At 63.4% G+C, this 19045-nt stretch carries 17 protein-coding genes and 3 pseudogenes; 12 read left to right on the top strand and 8 right to left on the bottom strand.

Features of this window, described 5'->3' with window-relative positions; translation table 11 throughout:
* Positions 1–42: 42 nt before the first annotated feature.
* The 4 genes from I6F20_RS14885 (at position 43) to I6F20_RS14870 (ending at position 3045) form a co-directional block, all read left to right on the top strand.
* Positions 43–1653, top strand: coding sequence for an acyl-CoA synthetase (locus tag I6F20_RS14885; protein WP_225126768.1), 1611 nt, complete (start codon positions 43–45; stop codon positions 1651–1653).
* A gap of 26 nt (positions 1654–1679) precedes the next feature.
* On the top strand, positions 1680–2147 hold the full coding sequence (locus I6F20_RS14880; protein ID WP_057027726.1) for a MarR family transcriptional regulator: 468 nt from the start codon (positions 1680–1682) through the stop codon (positions 2145–2147).
* A gap of 98 nt (positions 2148–2245) precedes the next feature.
* Positions 2246–2599 carry a nuclear transport factor 2 family protein gene (locus I6F20_RS14875; RefSeq protein ID WP_249784585.1) on the top strand — a complete coding sequence of 118 codons (354 nt, stop codon included), beginning with the start codon at positions 2246–2248 and terminating at the stop codon, positions 2597–2599.
* Between the two features lie 2 nt (positions 2600–2601).
* Entirely contained in the window at positions 2602–3045 is a 444-nt protein-coding gene (locus I6F20_RS14870) for a hypothetical protein (RefSeq protein WP_036030342.1), read from the top strand.
* Position 3046: 1 nt separating this feature from the next.
* On the opposite strand, the gene I6F20_RS14865 is transcribed toward I6F20_RS14870, so the two are convergent.
* Positions 3047–5275 carry an ATP-binding protein gene (locus tag I6F20_RS14865; RefSeq protein WP_225126764.1) on the bottom strand — a complete coding sequence of 743 codons (2229 nt, stop codon included), beginning with the start codon at positions 5273–5275 and terminating at the stop codon, positions 3047–3049.
* A 240-nt stretch (positions 5276–5515) separates the two neighbouring features.
* Here I6F20_RS14865 and I6F20_RS14860 point away from each other — a divergent pair, with 240 nt between their 5' ends.
* The gene (locus I6F20_RS14860) at positions 5516–6289 is read left to right on the top strand and encodes a DUF2189 domain-containing protein (protein WP_036009562.1); all 774 of its coding nucleotides are present in this window, start codon (positions 5516–5518) and stop codon (positions 6287–6289) included.
* A 193-nt stretch (positions 6290–6482) separates the two neighbouring features.
* On the opposite strand, the gene I6F20_RS14855 is transcribed toward I6F20_RS14860, so the two are convergent.
* Complete coding sequence (locus I6F20_RS14855; RefSeq protein ID WP_036009564.1) at positions 6483–6995, bottom strand: SRPBCC family protein; 513 nt, start codon at positions 6993–6995, stop codon at positions 6483–6485.
* A 28-nt stretch (positions 6996–7023) separates the two neighbouring features.
* Positions 7024–7338, bottom strand: a complete 315-nt coding sequence (locus tag I6F20_RS14850; RefSeq protein WP_036040181.1) for an ArsR/SmtB family transcription factor — start codon at positions 7336–7338, stop codon at positions 7024–7026.
* A 125-nt stretch (positions 7339–7463) separates the two neighbouring features.
* Between I6F20_RS14850 and I6F20_RS14845 the strand changes: the two genes are divergently transcribed.
* Positions 7464–8084: a LysE family translocator gene (locus I6F20_RS14845; RefSeq protein WP_081494564.1), complete on the top strand. Its 621-nt coding sequence runs from the start codon at positions 7464–7466 to the stop codon at positions 8082–8084.
* 4 nt (positions 8085–8088) lie between these two features.
* On the opposite strand, the gene I6F20_RS14840 is transcribed toward I6F20_RS14845, so the two are convergent.
* Positions 8089–8892 (bottom strand): N-formylglutamate amidohydrolase, encoded by an 804-nt coding sequence (locus I6F20_RS14840; RefSeq protein WP_225126762.1) that lies wholly within the window; start codon positions 8890–8892, stop codon positions 8089–8091.
* A 76-nt stretch (positions 8893–8968) separates the two neighbouring features.
* On the opposite strand from I6F20_RS14840, the gene I6F20_RS14835 reads away from it, so the two are divergent.
* Positions 8969–9367, top strand: a complete 399-nt coding sequence (locus I6F20_RS14835) for a gamma-glutamylcyclotransferase family protein (RefSeq protein WP_225114069.1) — start codon at positions 8969–8971, stop codon at positions 9365–9367.
* A gap of 56 nt (positions 9368–9423) precedes the next feature.
* Here the strand turns inward: I6F20_RS14835 and I6F20_RS14830 are convergent, their stop codons facing one another.
* Complete coding sequence (locus tag I6F20_RS14830) at positions 9424–9987, bottom strand: chlorite dismutase family protein (RefSeq protein ID WP_225126761.1); 564 nt, start codon at positions 9985–9987, stop codon at positions 9424–9426.
* A 253-nt stretch (positions 9988–10240) separates the two neighbouring features.
* Here I6F20_RS14830 and dnaG point away from each other — a divergent pair, with 253 nt between their 5' ends.
* The 4 genes and pseudogenes from dnaG to I6F20_RS14810 all read left to right on the top strand — a co-directional run.
* The gene (gene dnaG / locus I6F20_RS14825; protein WP_225126759.1) at positions 10241–12238 is read left to right on the top strand and encodes a DNA primase; all 1998 of its coding nucleotides are present in this window, start codon (positions 10241–10243) and stop codon (positions 12236–12238) included.
* A 375-nt stretch (positions 12239–12613) separates the two neighbouring features.
* Entirely contained in the window at positions 12614–14749 is a 2136-nt protein-coding gene (rpoD, locus tag I6F20_RS14820; protein ID WP_036009578.1) for an RNA polymerase sigma factor RpoD, read from the top strand.
* A 383-nt stretch (positions 14750–15132) separates the two neighbouring features.
* Positions 15133–15267: pseudogene (locus I6F20_RS14815) on the top strand (DUF1214 domain-containing protein); the annotation flags it as partial.
* Positions 15263–15523, top strand: a pseudogene (locus tag I6F20_RS14810) (transporter); the annotation flags it as partial. The pseudogenes I6F20_RS14815 and I6F20_RS14810, both read left to right, overlap by 5 nt.
* 21 nt (positions 15524–15544) lie before the next feature.
* On the opposite strand, the pseudogene I6F20_RS14805 reads toward I6F20_RS14810, so the two are convergent.
* From I6F20_RS14805 to I6F20_RS14795, 3 genes and pseudogenes are all read right to left on the bottom strand, one after another.
* Positions 15545–16717, bottom strand: a pseudogene (locus I6F20_RS14805) (DUF1254 domain-containing protein); the annotation flags it as partial.
* 81 nt (positions 16718–16798) lie between these two features.
* Positions 16799–17449: a hypothetical protein gene (locus I6F20_RS14800; RefSeq protein WP_370058632.1), complete on the bottom strand. Its 651-nt coding sequence runs from the start codon at positions 17447–17449 to the stop codon at positions 16799–16801.
* 163 nt (positions 17450–17612) lie between these two features.
* On the bottom strand, positions 17613–17870 hold the full coding sequence (locus I6F20_RS14795; protein ID WP_244429400.1) for a helix-turn-helix domain-containing protein: 258 nt from the start codon (positions 17868–17870) through the stop codon (positions 17613–17615).
* Positions 17871–17990: 120 nt separating this feature from the next.
* Between I6F20_RS14795 and I6F20_RS14790 the strand changes: the two genes are divergently transcribed.
* Entirely contained in the window at positions 17991–18656 is a 666-nt protein-coding gene (locus I6F20_RS14790; RefSeq protein ID WP_225126754.1) for a helix-turn-helix transcriptional regulator, read from the top strand.
* Positions 18657–19045 lie beyond the last annotated feature (389 nt).

Here is a 19045-nt window from a genome sequence, read left to right as displayed (position 1 = left end):
TAGACTGAACGATAATAACAAGACACCGGAAACGACCATACCATGCTCACCGAAGCCGCAAGCTACGACGAACTCGTCCGCAACTTCCGTTGGGATATCCCCGCGCGCTTCAACATCGCGGAGGCGTGCTGCGATCGCCATGCCGACGGCACCGGCCGGCTTGCGCTGATCTATGTCGACGACACCGGCGCCACCAGCCGCACCACCTTCGATGAGATCGCGGAGATGTCGCGCCGCTTCGCCAGTGTGCTGAAGGCGGACGGGCTAGTCCGCGGCGACCGCGTCGCGGTGTTCCTGTCGCAGTCGCTGGAATTGCCGATGGTGCACATGGCGGCGTTTCGCTCGGCCCTGATCTCGATCCCGCTGTTCGCCCTGTTCGGCGAGGACGCGCTGGAATTCCGTCTGTCGAACTCCGAGGCCAAGGCGATCGTCACCGACGAAGCCGGCTGGGAAAAGCTTGCGAAGATCCGCGACCGCCTGCCGGAGCTGAGGAACGTCTACATCGTCGGCGCGCGCGTGCCCGCCGGCACGACATCGTTCTGGGATGCGGTGAAGGCCGCTTCGCCCGACTTTACGCGCGCGGATACTTCGGCCGACGATCCCGCGCTGATCATCTACACCTCGGGCACGACGGGTAACCCGAAGGGCGCGCTGCATGCGCATCGTGTCGTGCTCGGCCATCTGCCGAACGTGGAGATGTGCCACAACTTCTTGCCCAAGCCCGGCGATCTCATGTGGACGCCGGCGGATTGGGCCTGGATCGGCGGGCTCATCAACGGTCTGCTCGCGTTCTGGTACCACGGCATTCCCCTGGTCGGCCATCGCGCGCGGAAATTCGAGCCGCAAGCGGCGATGCAGATGATGGCCGATCTTGCCGTCCGCAACGTATTCCTGCCGCCGACGGCGCTGAAGCTGATGCGGCAGGCCGGCGTCAAGCATTCCGGCGTCAAGCTGCGCAGCATCTTCACCGGCGGCGAATCGCTCGGGGGTGAATTGCTCGGCTGGGTGCGCGAGACGTTTGGTGTCGACGCGCATGAGGTGTTCGGCCAGACCGAGTGCAACCTCGTGATCGGCAGCAACGCGAACCTGTTTCCGATCCGCCCGGGTTCGATGGGCAAGGCGACGCCGGGCTTCGATGTCCGCATCGTCAACGACAAGGGCGAGGAATTGCCGCGGGGGCAGCGCGGCATCATCGGCGTGCGCCAGCCGTGCCCCGTCACCATGCTCGAATATTGGCGCAATCCGGAGGCGACCGCGAAGAAATATGCCGGCGACCTCCTGCTCACCGGCGATCTCGGCGTGCAGGACGAGGACGGCTATTTCTGGTACGTCAGCCGCGAGGACGACGTCATCACCACCGCCGGCTATCGCGTCGGCCCCTCCGAGATCGAGCACACGCTGATGAAACATCCGTCGGTGGCCATGGCTGCGGTGGTCGGCATTCCCGATCCGATCCGCACCGAATCGATCAAGGCCTGGATCGTGCTGCGTCCGGGCTTTGCCGGCAGCGACACGCTCGCGCGCGAGATTCAGGACTTCGTCAAGGTGCAGCTCGCCGCGCACGAATATCCGCGCTTCGTCGAATTCACGGAGACGCTGCCGATGACGGCAACAGGCAAGGTGCTGCGCCGCGAGCTGCGGGCCAAAGGCTGACTTCTTACAAGGGCTGGCTTCCGACCATGGCAAAGACGTCTCAAGCCGCGGGGCTTCACCGCGCCTCGCTTGCAAAGCTGCACGAGCTCGATACGGCGCTGGAGCTCATGTATTACGGCTGGCGCGGCATGACGCTTGAGGCCGACGCATATCTGGCCAAGCAGGGCCTGTCGCGTCCGCACCATCGCATCCTCTACGTTGTGGCGCGCCGGCCCGACATCGCCATCGGCGCGCTGATCGAGATCCTCGGCATTTCCAAGCAGGCCCTCAACCGGCCGCTCAATCTGCTGCTGGAGCGCAAGCTCCTGACCTCGAAGCGGGCGCCGGAGCAGCACCGCTCGAAATTGCTGCGCCTGACGGAAGCGGGGCGGCGCATCGAGCAACGGGCCTCGGACCACGAGCGCCAGGTCCTGCGCGAAGCGTTCGCGCGCGCCGGGGCGAGCGGTGCGGCGGGATGGATCGGCGTGATGGAGGCGATCGCCGACAACAACTGACCTAAATCTCAAGTCAACATAGTTGACATGAGGCGCGCGCTTTGCCACCTTCCTGGCCACAAGCCGAAGGGAGGATCCGTGTCGTGAGCGGACAGGCAATGGACCGCGCGGCCGCCGCAAGCTTCGTCGCGGCATGGTGCGCGAACTGGCGCAAAGTGGACATCGACGCGGTCGTCGCCCATTTCGCCGACGATGCACAGATGCGCAGCCCTCTCGCGCTCACCCTGACGGGGTCTCCGACCGTCACCGGCGCCGAGAACATTCGCGCCTACTGGCGGAAAGCCTACGGCCACATCGAAAGCGCCGACCTGAAGATCCTGGACTGGAGCTGGGACGAGGCGATCGCGCGACTGACGGTGTGGTGGCAATTGGGCGATACGCGCGCCAGCGAATTCATGGACTTCGACGATGCGGGCCGTGTGGTGCGCAGTGAAGCCTTTTACGGAAAATGACCATGCGATTTTCGGATATCGTCCTGCTCCTCAACACGCTCTGGTTCGTCGGGGCGTTCATCCAGTTCAGCATCGCGCAAACCAACACGTTGAAGATCCTGCTGCCGCGGGAGGAGCGCAGCAATCCGATCGCGCCGACCCTTGCAGCGAGCGTTGCGTTCCTCGGCGGCATGAATCTGCCGATCGGGCTCTTGTCGCTCTATCTTCTGGCCGCCCGTCCGTCCTTCTTCCAGCCTGTCGAAGCGCAGCTCGCGCTCTTCCTGTTCTTTGCCGCCTGCCATTTCAGCCAGTTCGCCTATAATGTCCCGGTGCTGATGCGCGGCGGCCGCGTCGGGGTGGCCTATTGGCCGGTGTTGAAGGGCCCGATGCTCCGGATCTTCGTCATCGATGCGGCTCTGTTCGCCGCTAATCTCGCAGTGGCGCTGCAGCTCACCATCGCGTCCTGATCTAGCGCAGCGGCTCCGAGAGGGCCGCGCGCAGCATCGCGGCGAGCTCCTTGCGCCGGAACGGCTTGGTCAGAATGCGCGCGTCGATCCCGTCGGGCGTCTTGACCGGATCCTGGCTGTAGCCGGACGTGAAGAGCACCTTGAGGCCAGGCCGCAGTTGAACGGCCTGCCTCGCCAGCTCCGGCCCGAACATGCCGCCGGGCATCACGACGTCGGTGAACAGCAGCTGGATGTCCGCGGACTGGCGCAGCACGTCCAGCGCCGCGGGTCCGTTTGCCGTCGTGATGACGCGGTAGCCGAGCGCCTTCAGCTCGTTCTCGACATAGGCGCGCACCATGTCGTCGTCCTCGACGACGAGGATCGTTTCGTATCCCTCGGGTGCGGCGACACGCGCTGCCGGTGACGGCTCCTCGCTCGACGACGTCGGCAGGCGAGGAAAGAACAGCCTGACCACGCTGCCTTGACCCGGTTCGGACTGCATCTGCACGAGTCCGCCGGATTGTTGCGCAAATCCGTAGACCATGCTGAGGCCAAGGCCGGTGCCCTTGCCGACCTCCTTGGTGGTGAAGAACGGCTCGAACGCGCGCTGCAACACCTCGCTGCTCATGCCGGACCCGGTATCCTTCACGGCCAGCATGACGTAGTCGCCGGGCCGCGGCTCGCCGTTGACGTCGAGGTCGGATTCACCGAGCGATGCATTCCGCACCTCGACCATCAGCTTGCCGCCGTCAGGCATCGCGTCGCGCGCGTTGAGCACGAGGTTGAGCACGGCCGTCGCCAATTGGCCGGGATCGACGCTGGCGAGCCAGAGATCCGGCGCGAACGTGAAGCTGGATTCGATGTGCTCGCCCAGGGTCCGCTGCAGAAGCTGCTTCATGCCGGTCACCTGCTCGGCGATGTCGATCTCGCGCGGCCGCAGCGGCTGCTTGCGCGCGAAGGCGAGCAGGCTCCGCGTCAGGTCGGATCCCCGCTCGGCGGCGGTCGCAATGTCGTCGGCGATCCGGTGCAATTCCTCGTTGCCCGCAAGCCTGTCGGCGAGGTGCTCGGAATTGCCGAGAATGACGGTCAGGAGATTGTTGAAATCGTGCGCCACGCCGCCCGTGAGCTGGCCCATGGCTTCCATCTTCTGCGACTGGCTGAGCTTGTGGCTGAGATCGGCGATGGCGGCGCGCTGCTGCTCGAGCGATTCGGCCGTGCTGTTGAGCAGCGTCATCAACCCGCCGAGCTCGCCCCCCGGGTGGGGCTCCGGAATGCGCGCGCTGAGATCGCCGTGCCCCAGGCTCTTCGCCATGGCAGCGAGCCGCCCGACCTGCCGTCCGATGCTCACCGTCGTGAGGATCCAGAGGCCGGCGAGGAGCAGCAGCGAGGCCACCGCCAGGATCGCCATGTCCTCGTAAAGCTGGCGGTTCGCTGCCGCGATCAGTCCGTCCTTGGACCGCCCCACCAAGATATAGAGTCCGGCCTTGCGGATCGCGGGCGAACGGGCAACGCCCCAGATCTGCGTGCGGCCGTCGCGATCGGCGATCTCCCGGAATGGTTCGCCGTCGGGATCTGCCGCGAAGCGGAACAGGTCGGAGCCCGCAATGGAGCCGCCGATGGGTACGCTCCAGCCGCCGCGCTTGGGGGCGGCCAGGACCGTGCCCTTGGCGTCGACGAGCAGGATGTCCTTCTCGGCGAGCAGCCGCTTGTCGTGAAACTCCGCGAACTTGTTCAGGTTGAAGGACGCCAGCAGCACGAATTTCAGCGCGCCAGTATCCGATCGCACCGGATAGGCGATCTGCAGCACCGACAGTCCGGTGAGGCGGCCGAACACCGGTTCCACGGCGACGAGGCCGTGAAGAGTCTTGACCTCTTTGAAATAGCCGCGGTCGTTCAGGTCGAGCGTGCGGTTGGTCCGCAGCGAGTCGCAGAACAGCCTGCCGTCCGGATCGATGGTCAGGATACCCGTGAACTGCGGATATTCCTCGCGGACATCCGACAGAAACGCCGAGCATGCCGCCTTGTCGCGCGTGTCGAGGTCGCGGGCGCGGGCGAGCCCGTAATGAAGCTGGGCAGTCCCCTGGATCTTCTCGCCGAGATCGCTGGCGATGTCGTCGGCGGATGCGGCGAGATTGGCCAGCGCCGCGTCGATCTCGCTCGTCCGGTTCTGCACGAAGCGCAGCCCGACCAGAATCGCCGGCACGAGCATGGCCGCGATGACGAGGATAAGTAACCGGGTACGCAGGCTCATCGGTGGGCGATCGGCTCTCGGGCGGCGGTATTCGGAGGTGCAATTTGCGGCACGATCATCTGCCCCGTCCATAGCGGTCGGTGCAAAAATCGCGCGAAAGGCTAACGATTTCGCCGTGCGAGCATCGTCCCTTCGCTGCTACCCTTCGCGCCGGCCGGCTTCAAGTTGCGCCGCCGCGCAGCGGCGCTAATATCGCGGCATGCGCGCGACGAAGATCGCGCCGATGTGCGGAGGAAGCTGATGTCCATCTCGGGCAAGGTCGATCCGGTGGTGCGTCCAGTGGCGGCGGTCGACATCGCCGAGGCGCTGGTCGAGGGCCTGCGCGATTTCCAGGCGCTGCCGCTCTACGGTCTCTGCTTCGGCGCGCTCTATGCCGCCGGCGGCATCGTCATCATGCTCTGTCTCACCGCCTTCGGCATGGTCTACCTGGTCTATCCCCTCGCTGCCGGTTTTGCGCTGATCGGACCGTTCGTTGCGATCGGCCTCTACGAAGTCAGCCGGCGCCGCGAGCGCGGCGAGCCGGTCTCGTTCGCTGCGATCTGGTCCGCGATCCGCTCGCGCAGCGAGATCGGCTGGATGGCCTTCGTGACGTTGTTCGTCTTCGTGGTCTGGATGTACCAGGTGCGGCTCCTGATCGCGCTGCTGCTCGGCCTCAACGCCTCGTTCTCGAGCTTGCAGGAATTCATGACGGTGGTGCTGACGACCAGCGAGGGCCTGCTGTTCCTGGCCATCGGCAATGCGGTCGGGGCCGTGCTGTCGCTGATCCTGTTCTCGCTGACTGTGGTGTCGTTCCCGCTGCTGCTCGATCGCGAGGTCGATTTCGTCACGGCCATGGTGACGAGCGTGCGCGCGGTGGTGACGAGCCCGCTGCCGATGATCGGTTGGGCCGCATTGATCGTGATGCTGCTGATCGTCTCGGCGCTGCCCTATTTTCTCGGGCTGGTGGTCACGCTGCCGGTGCTCGGGCATGCGACCTGGCATCTGTACCGCCGGTTGGTGGCGCCGGTGGCTTAGTGTCGGCGCTCTTCCTTCTCCCCTTGTGGGAGAAGGTGGCGCGAAGCGCCGGATGAGGGGTCTCTCTCCGCGGACTCATTGAGAGAAGTGTGCGCGGAGAGAGACCCCTCACCCGTCTCGCCGCTTTCGCGGCGAGCCACCCTCTCCCACAAGGGGAGAGGGGAAGAAGCGACCTACGCTTGTCCTTCTTCAATTACGGCACCTTGATCCCCATCGCCTTCAGCGCCTCCAGCAACCGCACCGGCGGGGACATCTCGATATGCGGCGCCTTGCCGGTCTCCAGCAGGCTCTTCAATCCGGAGAGGATCGCGGGCCAGCCGGTGCGGCCGCCGGAAAGGATGTCGTCGCTGAGCTCGCGGTCGTGGCGTTGGCTCAGGGTGAGGCGGACGGCTTCGCCGGCCTGCTCGATCTCGTAGGTGACGATGGTGGTGCCGAGCTTTTCCACGAGGTCCGGCCAATTGACGTTCCAGCTCACCGTGAGCCTCCTCGGCGGATCGTATTCGAACACTTCGCCGCGGATGTGCTCGGAGCCGTCGGGCGCGTGCACGACGAAACTGCCGCCGAGCTTCGGCTCCATCTCCACCGCAAAGCCGGAAAAATATTTCCGGCTGAACTCGGCCGACGTCAGCGCCTCCCACACCTTCTCGGGCGTCGAGGCGATGTAGATGGTGTAGACGGTCAGCGGCTTGAATTGATCGAGGTTCATCGTGCATCAAATCCTTCGTTGAGCGGACTCACTCGTCGCCGTTCTCCAACTGACGTTTCAGCTCGTTGAGCGCGGCGAGCTTGCTGCGCTCGAACTTCCTGATCCAGCGTTCGCCGATCTGATGGATCGGCATCGGGTTGAGGTAGTGCAGCTTCTCGCGTCCATGCCTGATGGTGGTGATGAGGTTCGCTTCCTCCAGGATGGCAAGGTGCTTGGTGACGGCCTGTCGCGTCATCGCAAGCCCCTCGCAGAGCTCGTTCAGTGTCTGGCCGTTTCTGGCGTGAAGCCTGTCGAGCAGCGAACGTCGCGAGCTATCCGCGAGCGCCTTGAAGACCTCATCCATGGCGGCGATAATAGGCAACTAAATGGTTGCATGTCAAGGGATCGGCTTGGAGCGACTGACGCGTCTTCCGTTCCAGCGCTCGCCATGCATTAATGCGGCGAAACCGCCTTCAGCGAGTCCCTCCCATGATGTCCATGCAAGCCTACCTCGCCTTTGTCGCCGCCTGCATTGCGCTGGCGCTGCTGCCGGGGCCGATCGTCACCCTCGTCATCGCCAATGGCTTGCGCCACGGCACGCGTGCGGCGCTCATTAACGTGGCCGGCGCGCAGGCCGGGCTTGCCATCGTCATCGGCATCGTTGCGATCGGCCTGACCTCGCTGATGGCGACCATGGGCTATTGGTTCGATTGGGTGCGCTTTGCCGGCGCCGCATATCTGATCTGGCTCGGCATCAAGCTGATCTGGGAGCCGGTCGAAGGCGTCGATGTCGACGCGCCGCCTCCGCCGCCGCGCGGCGGCTTCTTCCTGCAGGGATTCCTGGTGCTGCTGTCGAACCCCAAGGTGCTGGTGTTCTTCGGCGCTTTCATTCCGCAATTCATGGACATGAGCCAGCCGCATTTCCCGCAGGTCGCGCTGCTGGGCGCCACCTTCATGGTGACGGCGGTGATGACCGACGCGCTCTACGCGATTGCCGCGGGGCGCGCCCGAAAATTCTTCTCGGCGCGGCGCACGCGGATGGTGTCGCGCATCTCAGGCGGCTTCATGATCGGCGGCGGCATCTGGCTGGCGCTGACGCGGGCGAAGTGACCGCTTAATTCATTCCCTGCTCGCGCAGCGCGGCCTCGATCTCGCGCAGGATCCGCGCCAGCCGCTCGGCCCATTGCTGCTGGCCGCTCTCTTCGGCGATCAGGTCCTGGCGGATCTCGATGCCGGTGTTGACGAGGCCGCGCGCCTCGCCGTGGATTGGAATCGTGTAGTCGGTGATGTCGCTCACCGCATAAGGCTGGTTGTCGCCCACGACGAGCGCGCTCTCGGCCCGCAAATGCTGCAGCATCAGAAGCGGCAGCACGGTGTCGCGGTGATAGAGCGTGCCGATGTGCCAGGGCCGCGGCTCGCCGTAAAAGACCGGCGTGAAGCTGTGCAGCGCCACCAGCACCGTCGGCCTGCCCGCCCTGATGCGCGCATCGATCGCAGCGCTAATCCGGCGGTGATAGGGATCGAAGATCTCGCGCCGGCGCATCTCCTTGGCCGCGGCCGACAGATCCTCATTGCCGGGGATGGCGGTCGCCTCGGAGATCACGGGAATCGAGCTTGCGACGCCGGGCGGGCGGTTGCAGTCGATCACCAGGCGCGAATAACGCTGCGCGATCAGATGCGCATCGAGCATCGCGGCGAGCCGCTCGGCGACGCCGGCGATGCCGATATCCCAGGCGATGTGCCTGACGAGATCGGTGTCCGCGACGCCGAGATCGCCGAGCTCGCGCGGCAGCACCCGTCCGTAATGGTCCGCGGTGAGCAGGAACGGCGATGTCCCCGCCGCATTCACCTCATGCACGGGCGGAATGTCGCCCTCGCCGAGCAGCTGGTCGGTTGCGTCGGCTATATCCAAAGCCATCCTGATTTGCCTATGGAATGACAAACTGTGTAAACGGAGTAGCGGTATCGCACCGATGCCGCAACGTTGGAACGGCATGAGCTCGGATCGACTTTTCGTTTACGGCACCCTGATGCGCGGCTTCGACCACCCGATGGCGCGGCTGCTCGCGGCCCATGCGGAATTCATCAGTGAAGCCACCTGTCGCGGCCGGCTCGTTCTGGTGAAGCACTATCCGGGATTGCTGCTCTCCGAGACGCCGTCGGACATCGTCCATGGTGAGCTGTTTCAGCTGCGCGTGCCGGACGAGCTCCTGCGCGAGCTCGACATGTACGAGGCTTGCGGCGAGGGCTTTCCCGAGCCGACGGAATATCTGCGGCAGATGATCGAGGTGACGCTGCCCGACGGCACCACCGGGAAGGCCTGGACCTACGTCTACAATTGGCCGGTTACCGATCTGCCGCGCATCGAGTCCGGGCGCTTCCTTGATCGCTAGATATTCTCGAGCGTGATCTTCTCGGAAAACCGCTGCGCACTTTTCCGGATCATGCTCTATGCCGACAGCACTTCCTTCACCACGCGCACGTCGACCTCGCGCTCGACATAGCTCCACTCCTCGGTCCGCCGCAGCATCGCCACCAGCTCCTCGAACAGCGAGGCGTGCACGGGGGCGAATTCGAACCAGGTCAGGAAATCGAAGGGGCCGCCAAGGTCGCGGCAATGATAGAGCTGGCGCGCGATCGCGGGCAGAAAACGAAGACTGCTGGCAATGTGGTGCGACTTGTCCTCAAAAATCTTGCGGCGCTCTTCCTGGGTCAGCTCCCACCAGGCCTGCGATTTGCGGATCGGGATCAGTGCCGCGCTGGTGGCCTCCAGCCGGCCGAGGCCAGCCTGCACGGCGACGAGCTGCTGCTTCTCGGCCCGCTCGGTGTAGCGCAGGCTGCTGGCGACGCCGACCAGCCGCCAGGCATTGCGCGAGGGCACCAGCGGCAACGAGACGGCCTCGCTGTCGGTCACCGACAGCGCCGGCACGAAGGGCAGGGACTCGCCCGTCACAGGCGAGAGCGAGATCACCCGCCAACCCCCGGTCTGGCCGCCCCGAAAGGTCCTGAACATGGCGGTATGGAAGCGTGGAACCGGGCGCGGTTCAAGTGGCTCGTCATTCCGGGGCGCGCGAAGCGCGAGCCCGGAATCCATTTCTCCCAGCATTCCAGTGGCTCGATGGATTCCGGGCTCGCCCCTTCGGGGCGCCCCGAATGACGGAGGGCTGTGAACAGCGCGGATAAGCCCGACAAACCTGGCCTTTGACCGGGCCGTCCCTATATCCCTGATCCTTCGCCCGACTCAAACGCTCGGCTAAACTCGCCCCATGCGCTTCACGCCCCAGTTCCTCGACGAGCTTCGTGCCCGGCTTTCGGTCTCCGAGGTCGTGGGCAAGCGCGTCAAGCTGAAGAAGGCCGGGCGCGAGTGGAAGGGGCTGTCGCCGTTCCAGCAGGAGAAGACGCCGTCCTTCTACGTCAACGACCAGAAGGGTTTTTATCACGACTTCTCCTCGGGCAAGCACGGCGACATCATCAACTTCGTGATGGAGACCGACGGCCTGCCGTTCGCGGAAGCCGTGGAGCGGCTCGCCAATATGGCGGGCCTGCCGCTGCCGGCGGTGACGCCCAACGCCGCGCGCGAGGAGCAGCGGCGGCGCTCGCTATATGAGGTGATGGATCTCGCGGCGAAATTCTTCGCCGAGACGCTGGCCTCGCGCGTGGGCGCGAAAGCGCGCGGCTATCTCGCCGATCGCGCCATTTCGCCGGCGACGCAATTGCAGTTCCGTCTCGGCTATGCCCCGCCCGATCGCTTCGCGCTGAAGGAGCATCTCGGCAAGCTCGGAATCTCCGTCGAGGACATGATCGAGACCGGTCTGCTGATCGGCGGCGACGACATCCCCGTTCCTTACGACCGCTTCCGTGATCGCGTGATATTTCCGATCACCGATCTGCGCGGCCGCGTCATCGCCTTCGGCGGGCGTGCGCTGGAGAAGGACGTTCCGGCCAAATACCTGAATTCGCCGGAGACGCCGCTCTTCCACAAGGGCGACAATCTCTACAACCACCAGACCGCGCGCAAAGCCACCCATGACGGCAGTCCGCTGATCGTGGTCGAAGGCTATGTCGACGTCATCGCCATGGTCACCGCGGGCTTTGCCGGCAGCGTCGCGCCGCTCGGCACCGCGCTCACCGAAAGCCAGCTCGCGCTGCTCTGGAAGATGGCGGACGAGCCGATCCTCTGCTTCGACGGCGACCGCGCCGGACAGAAGGCGGCCTATCGTGCTGCGGACCTTGCCTTGCCGTTCCTCGCGCCCGGCAAGAGTCTTCGCTTTGCGCTGCTGCCGGAAGGGCAGGACCCCGATGATCTCGTGCGCTCGGGCGGGCGCGGCGCGATCGAGGAGGTCATCGCCGCCGCCCGTCCGCTCGCCGACATGATCTGGTCGCGCGAGCTCGAAGGCGGCAATTTCGCCACGCCCGAGCGGCGCGCCGCGCTCGAGGCCCGCATCAGGGAGCTCACCAACGGCATTCGCGACGAGGTGGTGCGGCGCTATTATCGCGACGACTTCGTCGAGCGGCTGCAGCGCACCTTCGCGCCCGAAGGTGGGCGCGGCTTTGGCGGCCGGGGCAATTTCCGCCCCGGTGGCGGCCGCCCGTTCCAGCCGCGAGGCGGGGCGAATCGATTCGGTGGACAAGGCTTCGGCGGCCGCCGCGGCGCTCCGGGTCCGGCCCCGCTGCCCTCCGGCCCCTACCAGGCGGCGAGCCCGCAGCTGGCGGCAAGCCCGATCCTGCGAGGCCAGCGCAGCGCCATCTCCCGCCGGGAGGCGCTGATCCTGCAATGCCTGATCAACCACCCCTGGCTGCTGCACGAGCATCTGGAGGAGGTCGCCGCCCTGGAGCTGGCCCATCCGGAGGCCCATAGGCTCCGGGCCGGCATCATCGCCGCCTTTGCCAACGACCATCACCATTCGCCGGACCCCGGCGAGCAGGCCGAAAAGATGCGCGGCGACCTCGAAAAGGGCGGATTTTCTCAAACTCTTCAAAGGGTTGAGAATGTCATCACGACCCAGGCGGTGTGGGCCGCCCGCGAGGGCGCGGCGAGGGACGACGTTCTTGCCACCTGGCACCAGCTGGTTGCCTTGCATCGGCAATGGCATTCACTACTTAGAGAGCTGAAAGACGCCGAGCTGGCCTTGGGGGAGGATCCCAGCGAGGCCAATTTGGCGTGGCTGCGTGACGTCAAGGCTCGGATAGGTGAAGTCGACGGTACCGAGGCCCTGATCGAGGGTTTTGGCGAGCTGTCGGGCCGGCTCCAGAAGAGCATGTGATGAAAGAAACATGCGGACGGCCACGGCTGGAACCGCTAAAAGACTCGCCAAATCCTAGGTTTGGCGGCAAAAACAGGGTTAATCGAGGCTTAACGGTCTTGTAGCACTTTGGCCCAGAGGCGGCCGCAGGCATAACAGACGCGTCAGGAATGAATCCGCGCAATCGCTGTTGGCACTACACCTGCATCCGCCGCGACAAAGAGGCTGACGAAGCGTTAGGCAATTCCGGCGAGAGAGAGTTGGGGGTGGCGAGAGGTTTGTGCGCCGCCCTTTCCGTGTCGAGAGCTGCCGAAGCGAGAGCGTCGAGCAACAGGTTCATGTGAATTCACGCGAAGGCGCGGCGCGTCTCGCATGAAGCGCGTTTAGGAGCAATGGATGGCCACCAAGGCAAAGACGCTGCAGGCGAAGGACAAGGAAAAAGACGACAAGGCAGCGGATGCGCCGGAGAAGGATTCCCAGGACGCGCCCTCGCCCTTGCTCGACCTGTCCGACGCCGCCGTGAAGAAGATGATCAAGCAGGCCAAGAAGCGCGGCTTCGTGACCTTCGATCAGCTCAACGAAGTCTTGCCGTCCGACCAGACCTCGCCCGAACAGATCGAGGACATCATGTCGATGCTCTCGGACATGGGCATCAACGTCACCGAAGCCGACGACACCGAAGGCGAGGAAGAGAAGGACGAGGGCGACGACGAGACGGATAACGAGCTCGTCGAGGTCACTCAGAAGGCCGTCACCGAGGTCAAGAAGAGCGAGCCGGGCGAGCGCACCGACGATCCCGTGCGCATGTATCTGCGCGAGATGGGCACGGTCGAGCTGCTCTCGCGCGAGGGCGAAATCGCGATTGCGAAGCGCATCGAGGCCGGCCGCGAGGCGATGATCGCGGGCCTCTGCGAAAGCCCGCTGACCTTCCAGGCCATCATCATCTGGCGCGACGAGCTCAACGAGGGCAAGATCTTCCTCCGCGACATCATCGATCTCGAAGCCACCTATGCCGGCCCGGATGCCAAGGGCGGCATGAACGCCGCGATGATCGCAGGACCCAATGGCGAGGGCGGCGAAGCCTCGGCCGAGGGCGGCGAAGCCACCGCGTCCGCCGCTGCGCCCGCGCATGTCGCGCCGCCTGCCGCGCCCCCGTCGCCGACGCCGTTCCGCGCCGCGCCTGCGGCCGCCCCCGAGGGCGAGGAGAAGGATCCGGGCGAGGCCGCCGCCGAGTCCGACATGGACGACGACGAGTTCGAGAACCAGATGTCGCTCGCGGCGATCGAGGCCGAGCTCAAGCCGAAGGTGGTCGAGATCTTCGATCGCATCGCCGACAGCTACAAGAAGCTGCGCAAGCTTCAGGAGCAGGACATCCAGAACCAGCTCCAGAACGAGTCGCTCTCGCCGCACCAGGAGCGCAAGTACAAGAAGCTGAAGGACGAGATCATCGTCGAGGTGAAGTCGCTGCGCCTCAACCAGGCCCGCATCGATAGCCTCGTCGAGCAGCTCTACGACATCAACAAGCGCCTCGTCTCGCATGAGGGCCGCCTGATGCGCCTTGCCGACAGCCACGGTGTCGCCCGCGAGGATTTTCTGCGCAACTACACCGGCTCGGAGCTCGATCCGCGCTGGCTCAACCGCGTCTCGAAGCTGTCGGCCAAGGGCTGGAAGAACTTCGTCCACCACGAGAAGGACCGCATCAAGGACCTCCGCCACGAGGTGCATCAGCTCGCCGCGCTGACCGGCCTCGAGATCGTCGAGTTCCGCAAGATCGTTCACTCCGTGCAGAAGGGTGAGCGCGAGGCCCGCCAGGCCAAGAAGGAGATGGTGGAAGCCAACCTCCGCCTCGTGATCTCGATCGCCAAGAAGTACACCAACCGCGGCCTGCAGTTCCTCGACCTGATCCAGGAAGGCAACATCGGCCTGATGAAGGCGGTCGACAAGTTCGAGTACCGCCGCGGCTACAAGTTCTCGACCTACGCCACCTGGTGGATTCGGCAGGCGATCACCCGCTCGATCGCGGACCAAGCGCGCACCATCCGCATCCCCGTGCACATGATCGAGACGATCAACAAGATCGTGCGCACGTCCCGCCAGATGCTCAACGAGATCGGCCGCGAGCCGACCCCGGAGGAGCTCGCCGAAAAGCTCGGCATGCCCTTGGAGAAGGTGCGCAAGGTCCTCAAGATCGCCAAGGAGCCGCTGTCGCTGGAGACGCCCGTCGGTGACGAAGAGGATTCACATCTCGGCGATTTCATCGAGGACAAGAACGCGATCCTGCCCATCGACGCCGCGATCCAGTCCAACCTGCGCGAGACCACCACGCGCGTCCTCGCCTCTCTCACTCCGCGCGAAGAGCGCGTGCTGCGCATGCGCTTCGGCATCGGCATGAACACCGATCACACGCTGGAAGAGGTGGGTCAGCAGTTCTCGGTGACGCGCGAGCGTATCCGCCAGATCGAGGCGAAGGCGCTGCGGAAGCTGAAGCATCCGTCAAGGAGCCGGAAGCTGCGGAGCTTTTTGGATAATTGATCCGATTTCAATCAGAACGAAAACGGCGGGCCAACAGCCCGCCGTTTTTCTTTGACCCGGCTCTCGCCCCGTCATTGCGAGGAGCGCTTGCGACGAAGCAATCCACCAGGCGATTGCCCTACCCATGTCCGATTCCATTCCAACAGCAACGAAAGTGCGGACGGTGCCCGACTTCCGAGATGGGCCGAAAGCGGAAGTGCCGGTCCGGGGGGCGACTTTCCTTCTTCAAAGTGCGGGATTTCGATGCAGGTAGATCTTCTGGACTACCTTCACGCCAGCTTTGTTCAGCAGGTGGAAGGTTCGAGGCTACGCAGATAACCAGCTCAGTTCGATATGTTCACGTGAGACGTTCGACCGACCCATGGTGTGTCGGCGAGATCGGCTATTTCTTCGTGAAGAACCCGCTCAACAGGTACTCCGTCAGCGCTCGGGAAGACTTGAAGGAGAATCCGGACGGATCAACTGATCTGTACATCCAGAAGGACTCTCCCGGCAAAGAGAAGGAGTCGAACTGGCTATGCCTATCAGCAGATAACTGATGACTTTGGCCAGCATCCCGCCCTAGGCGGCTTTCGGTCCCGAGTCTTCGCAGTTGGTCCGCAGATTGGCTTTCTATTTCCGGTAGGCGATATGCAGGGGTATTTGAATCTGAAGGGATATGGCGAGTTCGCTGCGGAGAATCGGCCGGCTGGCTGGAACACTTGGCTGACGTTCTCAATATCGCCGATAGCGCCGACCAGAACTGTCGCATCAACCCGGCGGATCACAAAATAGCAGCGTGGCCGCTTAGCCGCTGTCGTACATCGTAAGCGACCAGAATCCCTCCGCTGGAGGCAAGTGACCTTTCGGAAATCGCATCACGTACTTGTTCGCGCCGCTGTACTTGTGACCGTCGGCGTCTTTTTGCGAGGTCGGATAGACGGCATCCTGCGGCCGGTTGGCACCAAGCCCGATCGCGGTTACCAAAGCCCGCATCAAATAGTCGGTGCCGTAGATGCCGGTCTTGGTCGTGAACGCGAACCCATTCTCGTCTTTGATGGCCTTGTTGATTTTGAACTGAAGCATGATCCGGTCGAACGACACCTCCGGCAGGCGTCTCAGAAAATCTGCCTTCAGCTTACTCTCATCAAAATCCTGCCCTGGGACGATGCCGATGCGGGCAAACTTCGCAAGTTGAGGCGCGTCCGCGGCGTATGGCGGATTAGTCTTCATGAGTTCGCAAAGCAGCTTGAAGTATGAGACCGCGTCCATGCGATTGACCTGCTCGCGGACCGCCGTCTTCATATCGATTGTTGGATCCACCTTCCCGGGGGCGGGCGTGTAGGCTTTGCCATAAGCGCTGAGCGGAACGAGCTTGCATTCGTCTTGCAACTTGTGCACCGCAGCGTAATCGTCCGCCGTGCCGGTGCAATAGATGCGGCCGAGCAGCCACACGATATTGGTGGCCGACTTGTACTCCTTGACACCCGCCGGCAGCGTGCCCTTCCAACCCGGCCCCGTGATCGCGTAGGTCTGCGCCCCGGTGCCGGTGGTGCGCTTACCTGGCACGTGAAACACGGTGGTCCAGCCGTCCAGCATCGGCATCAGGAAATAGCGGCCCTTCATGTCCGGAATGCTGAGTATCCAGGGCTCCTTTCCGACGTCGAAGAAGGATGTCGTGTACAAGGTGTCGGCATTCGGTGCCGTCACATCCCTGAAGGTGGCGTCGGGATACTGGCGCAGCTTGATGATGTGTCCCATCGGACCGCGCGTGCCGACGGACTCGGCGACATTCGTGATGATCCGCCGGGTCATCTCCATCGTCACCAGCGGGTAGCCAAAGATGTAGGCGTCGCTGGCCAGCCAGAAATCCTCCAGGCCTTGTCCCACTCCGAAAAATGAATCCTGGGCAAGAGCCGGTCGTGTGGCGGCGGCTCCCGCGAGCAGCCCCATTCCGCCAAATGCAAGGGATCGACGGGTGATGTTCATCGCTAATCTCCTTCCTATAGAAAACCAGTCACGTGGATTCGCAGTTCACGCCTTTGTAACGAAGCCACTCGGGCGAACGGCTCAATAGCAGGGCGGATAGGGGTAGTAGCCGCAGCGCGGTGAGTAATAGGGATACGCCGCAGCCCCGGCCACAGCAGCGGCTCCTGCCACGGCAGCGCCGCGGTAGAACGCTCCGCGCCAGGCGGTGCGGCGAGCGACGCCGGCGAAAGACAACGGCGTCAACGGACGGCCAATGATATCGATAAAGACAGATGCCGGCCCGTCCGCCCCGGCGAGATCACCTTCGAGGAGATCGACGTCGAAAGTCAGCTTATCACCCTCAAGCTTGGGGGATTTCAACACGACGACGGCATCCAACACCGACGATCCGTCTTTCTTGAATCCTGACACCGTGGCGTTGGGCGGGTCTTTAGCGAAGTTGTCGCTGCCATTGCCCCAGTCCTCGATAATCCGGGAGGTCAGATCATGCCCGGCGGCACGAACCGGTCGGTCGGCAAACACGATCGCATTCGGAGAAATCGCACTCAGCACCAGCTTACCCTCCTTCAGGCTCACCCCGCGCGAGTTGAGGACAAATAGCGATGGGACCACTTCCGGCTTAGCCTGACCAATCGATTTCTCGAGCGGAATGTGCGGCTTGGGTTCGGCCGGAGATTGAGCAAGAAGCTTGTGCGGAATTGCCACTAAGCCAGCGGCGCAGACCGCGATCAAGGCAACGCGGATTGTCATGATGGTCCTCTCCTTTGCAGGCTGGTCGTTCTTCCTCGAACAGCACGTGAGCAATTCGGAAGCGACAAGAGCGTCGCTAGTGGCGGCGGCATCTCTGCATTTCGCGCCAAATCACGCGGCGCGTCTTGCCATTTCGCGCCAATCGTCAGGAATCATTCAACGGGTTGGTGGGGTGAGAACGTCGGCGGACGAGCGACCGATCATGCTTGCGGCCGCGTTGCTGCCGCCGATAAACGATGGGTTGAATTTTCATCAAACGCACGAAAGCGCGGCTGAAGCTGCTCGCGTTCGTGTATCCTAGAAATTCTGCAATATCCGACAAGCGCTTACTCGTATCGGCCAGCAGGCGGCACGCAATCTCCAATCGGACTTCGTCGAGGATCTTGCTGTGGCTTGTGCCCATGCGTTCTAGATGACGCTGTAATGTGCGCCCGCTAATTCTGAGCGCATGCGCTGTGCTATCGAGGGTTTGCTCGTCGCGCTGCACCAGGCCTGTAGATTAGCTTCGCTCGAAGATTCAAACTTGAGCAACTGGGTCGAGCGCCACGGCGACCATGTTCGCTATTGCAGCAAGCTAGCCGGCACTGCCGGACTTCAGCATCTCGAGCATTCACAATGGCTTCAGAACGTTTTCCCGATTTACATCGTCCGCCAATTCGCCGGACCGGACTGGGCTCCGGCAACTATCGCCTTTGAGGCGCGGTACACGCCGGGTCCGGCATGTCGGTCTTTCTGGCCGACGTCTCAATTCCTGTCTGGTCAAGAAGCTTCGTGGATCGACGTACCTGTTTCATTGCTGGGCCTTCCTAACAGATTGAAGCAAGCTCCTTCTCATCCGAAGAGCGACTTTGTCGAACATTCGAACTTTGACTTTATCCACGCACTTAAGCTGATGCTGCCATCCTACATGGACGAGCGGCCTCCGGCGCTGGCGGAAGTCGCGGAGATGGCGGGGGTCAGCGCACGCAGCCTTCAACGCAAGCTATCTCGCGCCGGGATGACATATTCGCGGCTGTTGGATACCGTGAGGTTTGAGAATGCCAGAAAGCTTTTGCGAGATACGGATTCCAAGATCATCGAGATTGCGTTTGCTTCGGGCTACGCAGATCCCGCCCATTTTACCCGTGCATTCCGCCGGGTTGCAGGCGTGACGCCCGGGCAATTCCGCGAGCAATGGAGGGCTCGATAGTCGAGTTGTCATTCGCTGCATCATGTCCGCTTCGGGGGCACAATGCGAAGAACTCAAGTTGAGCAAATCAGGTCTGCTCTGCCGCCCATCCCCACAGACGCATCTCTGGATTGCTTCGCTGCGCTCGCAATGACGGGGATAGGGCCGAACCCTGCTTCTTCTTCGCCTCCTTTCAATCCGCTCGATCTCCAGCGCCGACCTCCCACTCTTTTACGCGACTCTCGATCCTGCTCCCAATGAGGTTGCGCGCGGCTCGCCGCCGTCGAGGCTGCCGCGCAATTCGGCGGGCCGAGGTCGGGTCGTCCTTCTTTGTGCCTTTGTATCGGCAGCTTCAGCCGAAGGCGTTTATCTGGCTTTCTCTCGGACTATAATTCCGCGAGAAAGGCTCA

Source organism: Bradyrhizobium sp. IC3123 (assembly GCF_020193625.1).
GTDB lineage: Bacteria > Pseudomonadota > Alphaproteobacteria > Rhizobiales > Xanthobacteraceae > Bradyrhizobium > Bradyrhizobium yuanmingense.
The sequence above is the reverse complement of the archived record's forward strand: the minus strand, read 5'-3'. Positions and strand labels throughout refer to the sequence as shown.

Coding starts and splice junctions, on each gene's coding strand:
- I6F20_RS14830 (WP_225126761.1), bottom strand. CDS start 9,987: ATGTTCAGGACCTTTCGGGGCGGCCAGACCGGGGGTTGGCGGGTGATC.
- I6F20_RS14845 (WP_081494564.1), top strand. CDS start 7,464: ATGATGTCCATGCAAGCCTACCTCGCCTTTGTCGCCGCCTGCATTGCG.
- I6F20_RS14840 (WP_225126762.1), bottom strand. CDS start 8,892: ATGGCTTTGGATATAGCCGACGCAACCGACCAGCTGCTCGGCGAGGGC.
- dnaG (WP_225126759.1), top strand. CDS start 10,241: ATGCGCTTCACGCCCCAGTTCCTCGACGAGCTTCGTGCCCGGCTTTCG.
- I6F20_RS14885 (WP_225126768.1), top strand. CDS start 43: ATGCTCACCGAAGCCGCAAGCTACGACGAACTCGTCCGCAACTTCCGT.
- I6F20_RS14850 (WP_036040181.1), bottom strand. CDS start 7,338: ATGGATGAGGTCTTCAAGGCGCTCGCGGATAGCTCGCGACGTTCGCTG.
- I6F20_RS14880 (WP_057027726.1), top strand. CDS start 1,680: ATGGCAAAGACGTCTCAAGCCGCGGGGCTTCACCGCGCCTCGCTTGCA.
- I6F20_RS14835 (WP_225114069.1), top strand. CDS start 8,969: ATGAGCTCGGATCGACTTTTCGTTTACGGCACCCTGATGCGCGGCTTC.
- rpoD (WP_036009578.1), top strand. CDS start 12,614: ATGGCCACCAAGGCAAAGACGCTGCAGGCGAAGGACAAGGAAAAAGAC.
- I6F20_RS14855 (WP_036009564.1), bottom strand. CDS start 6,995: ATGAACCTCGATCAATTCAAGCCGCTGACCGTCTACACCATCTACATC.
- I6F20_RS14875 (WP_249784585.1), top strand. CDS start 2,246: ATGGACCGCGCGGCCGCCGCAAGCTTCGTCGCGGCATGGTGCGCGAAC.
- I6F20_RS14865 (WP_225126764.1), bottom strand. CDS start 5,275: ATGAGCCTGCGTACCCGGTTACTTATCCTCGTCATCGCGGCCATGCTC.
- I6F20_RS14860 (WP_036009562.1), top strand. CDS start 5,516: ATGTCCATCTCGGGCAAGGTCGATCCGGTGGTGCGTCCAGTGGCGGCG.
- I6F20_RS14795 (WP_244429400.1), bottom strand. CDS start 17,870: ATGGGCACAAGCCACAGCAAGATCCTCGACGAAGTCCGATTGGAGATT.
- I6F20_RS14870 (WP_036030342.1), top strand. CDS start 2,602: ATGCGATTTTCGGATATCGTCCTGCTCCTCAACACGCTCTGGTTCGTC.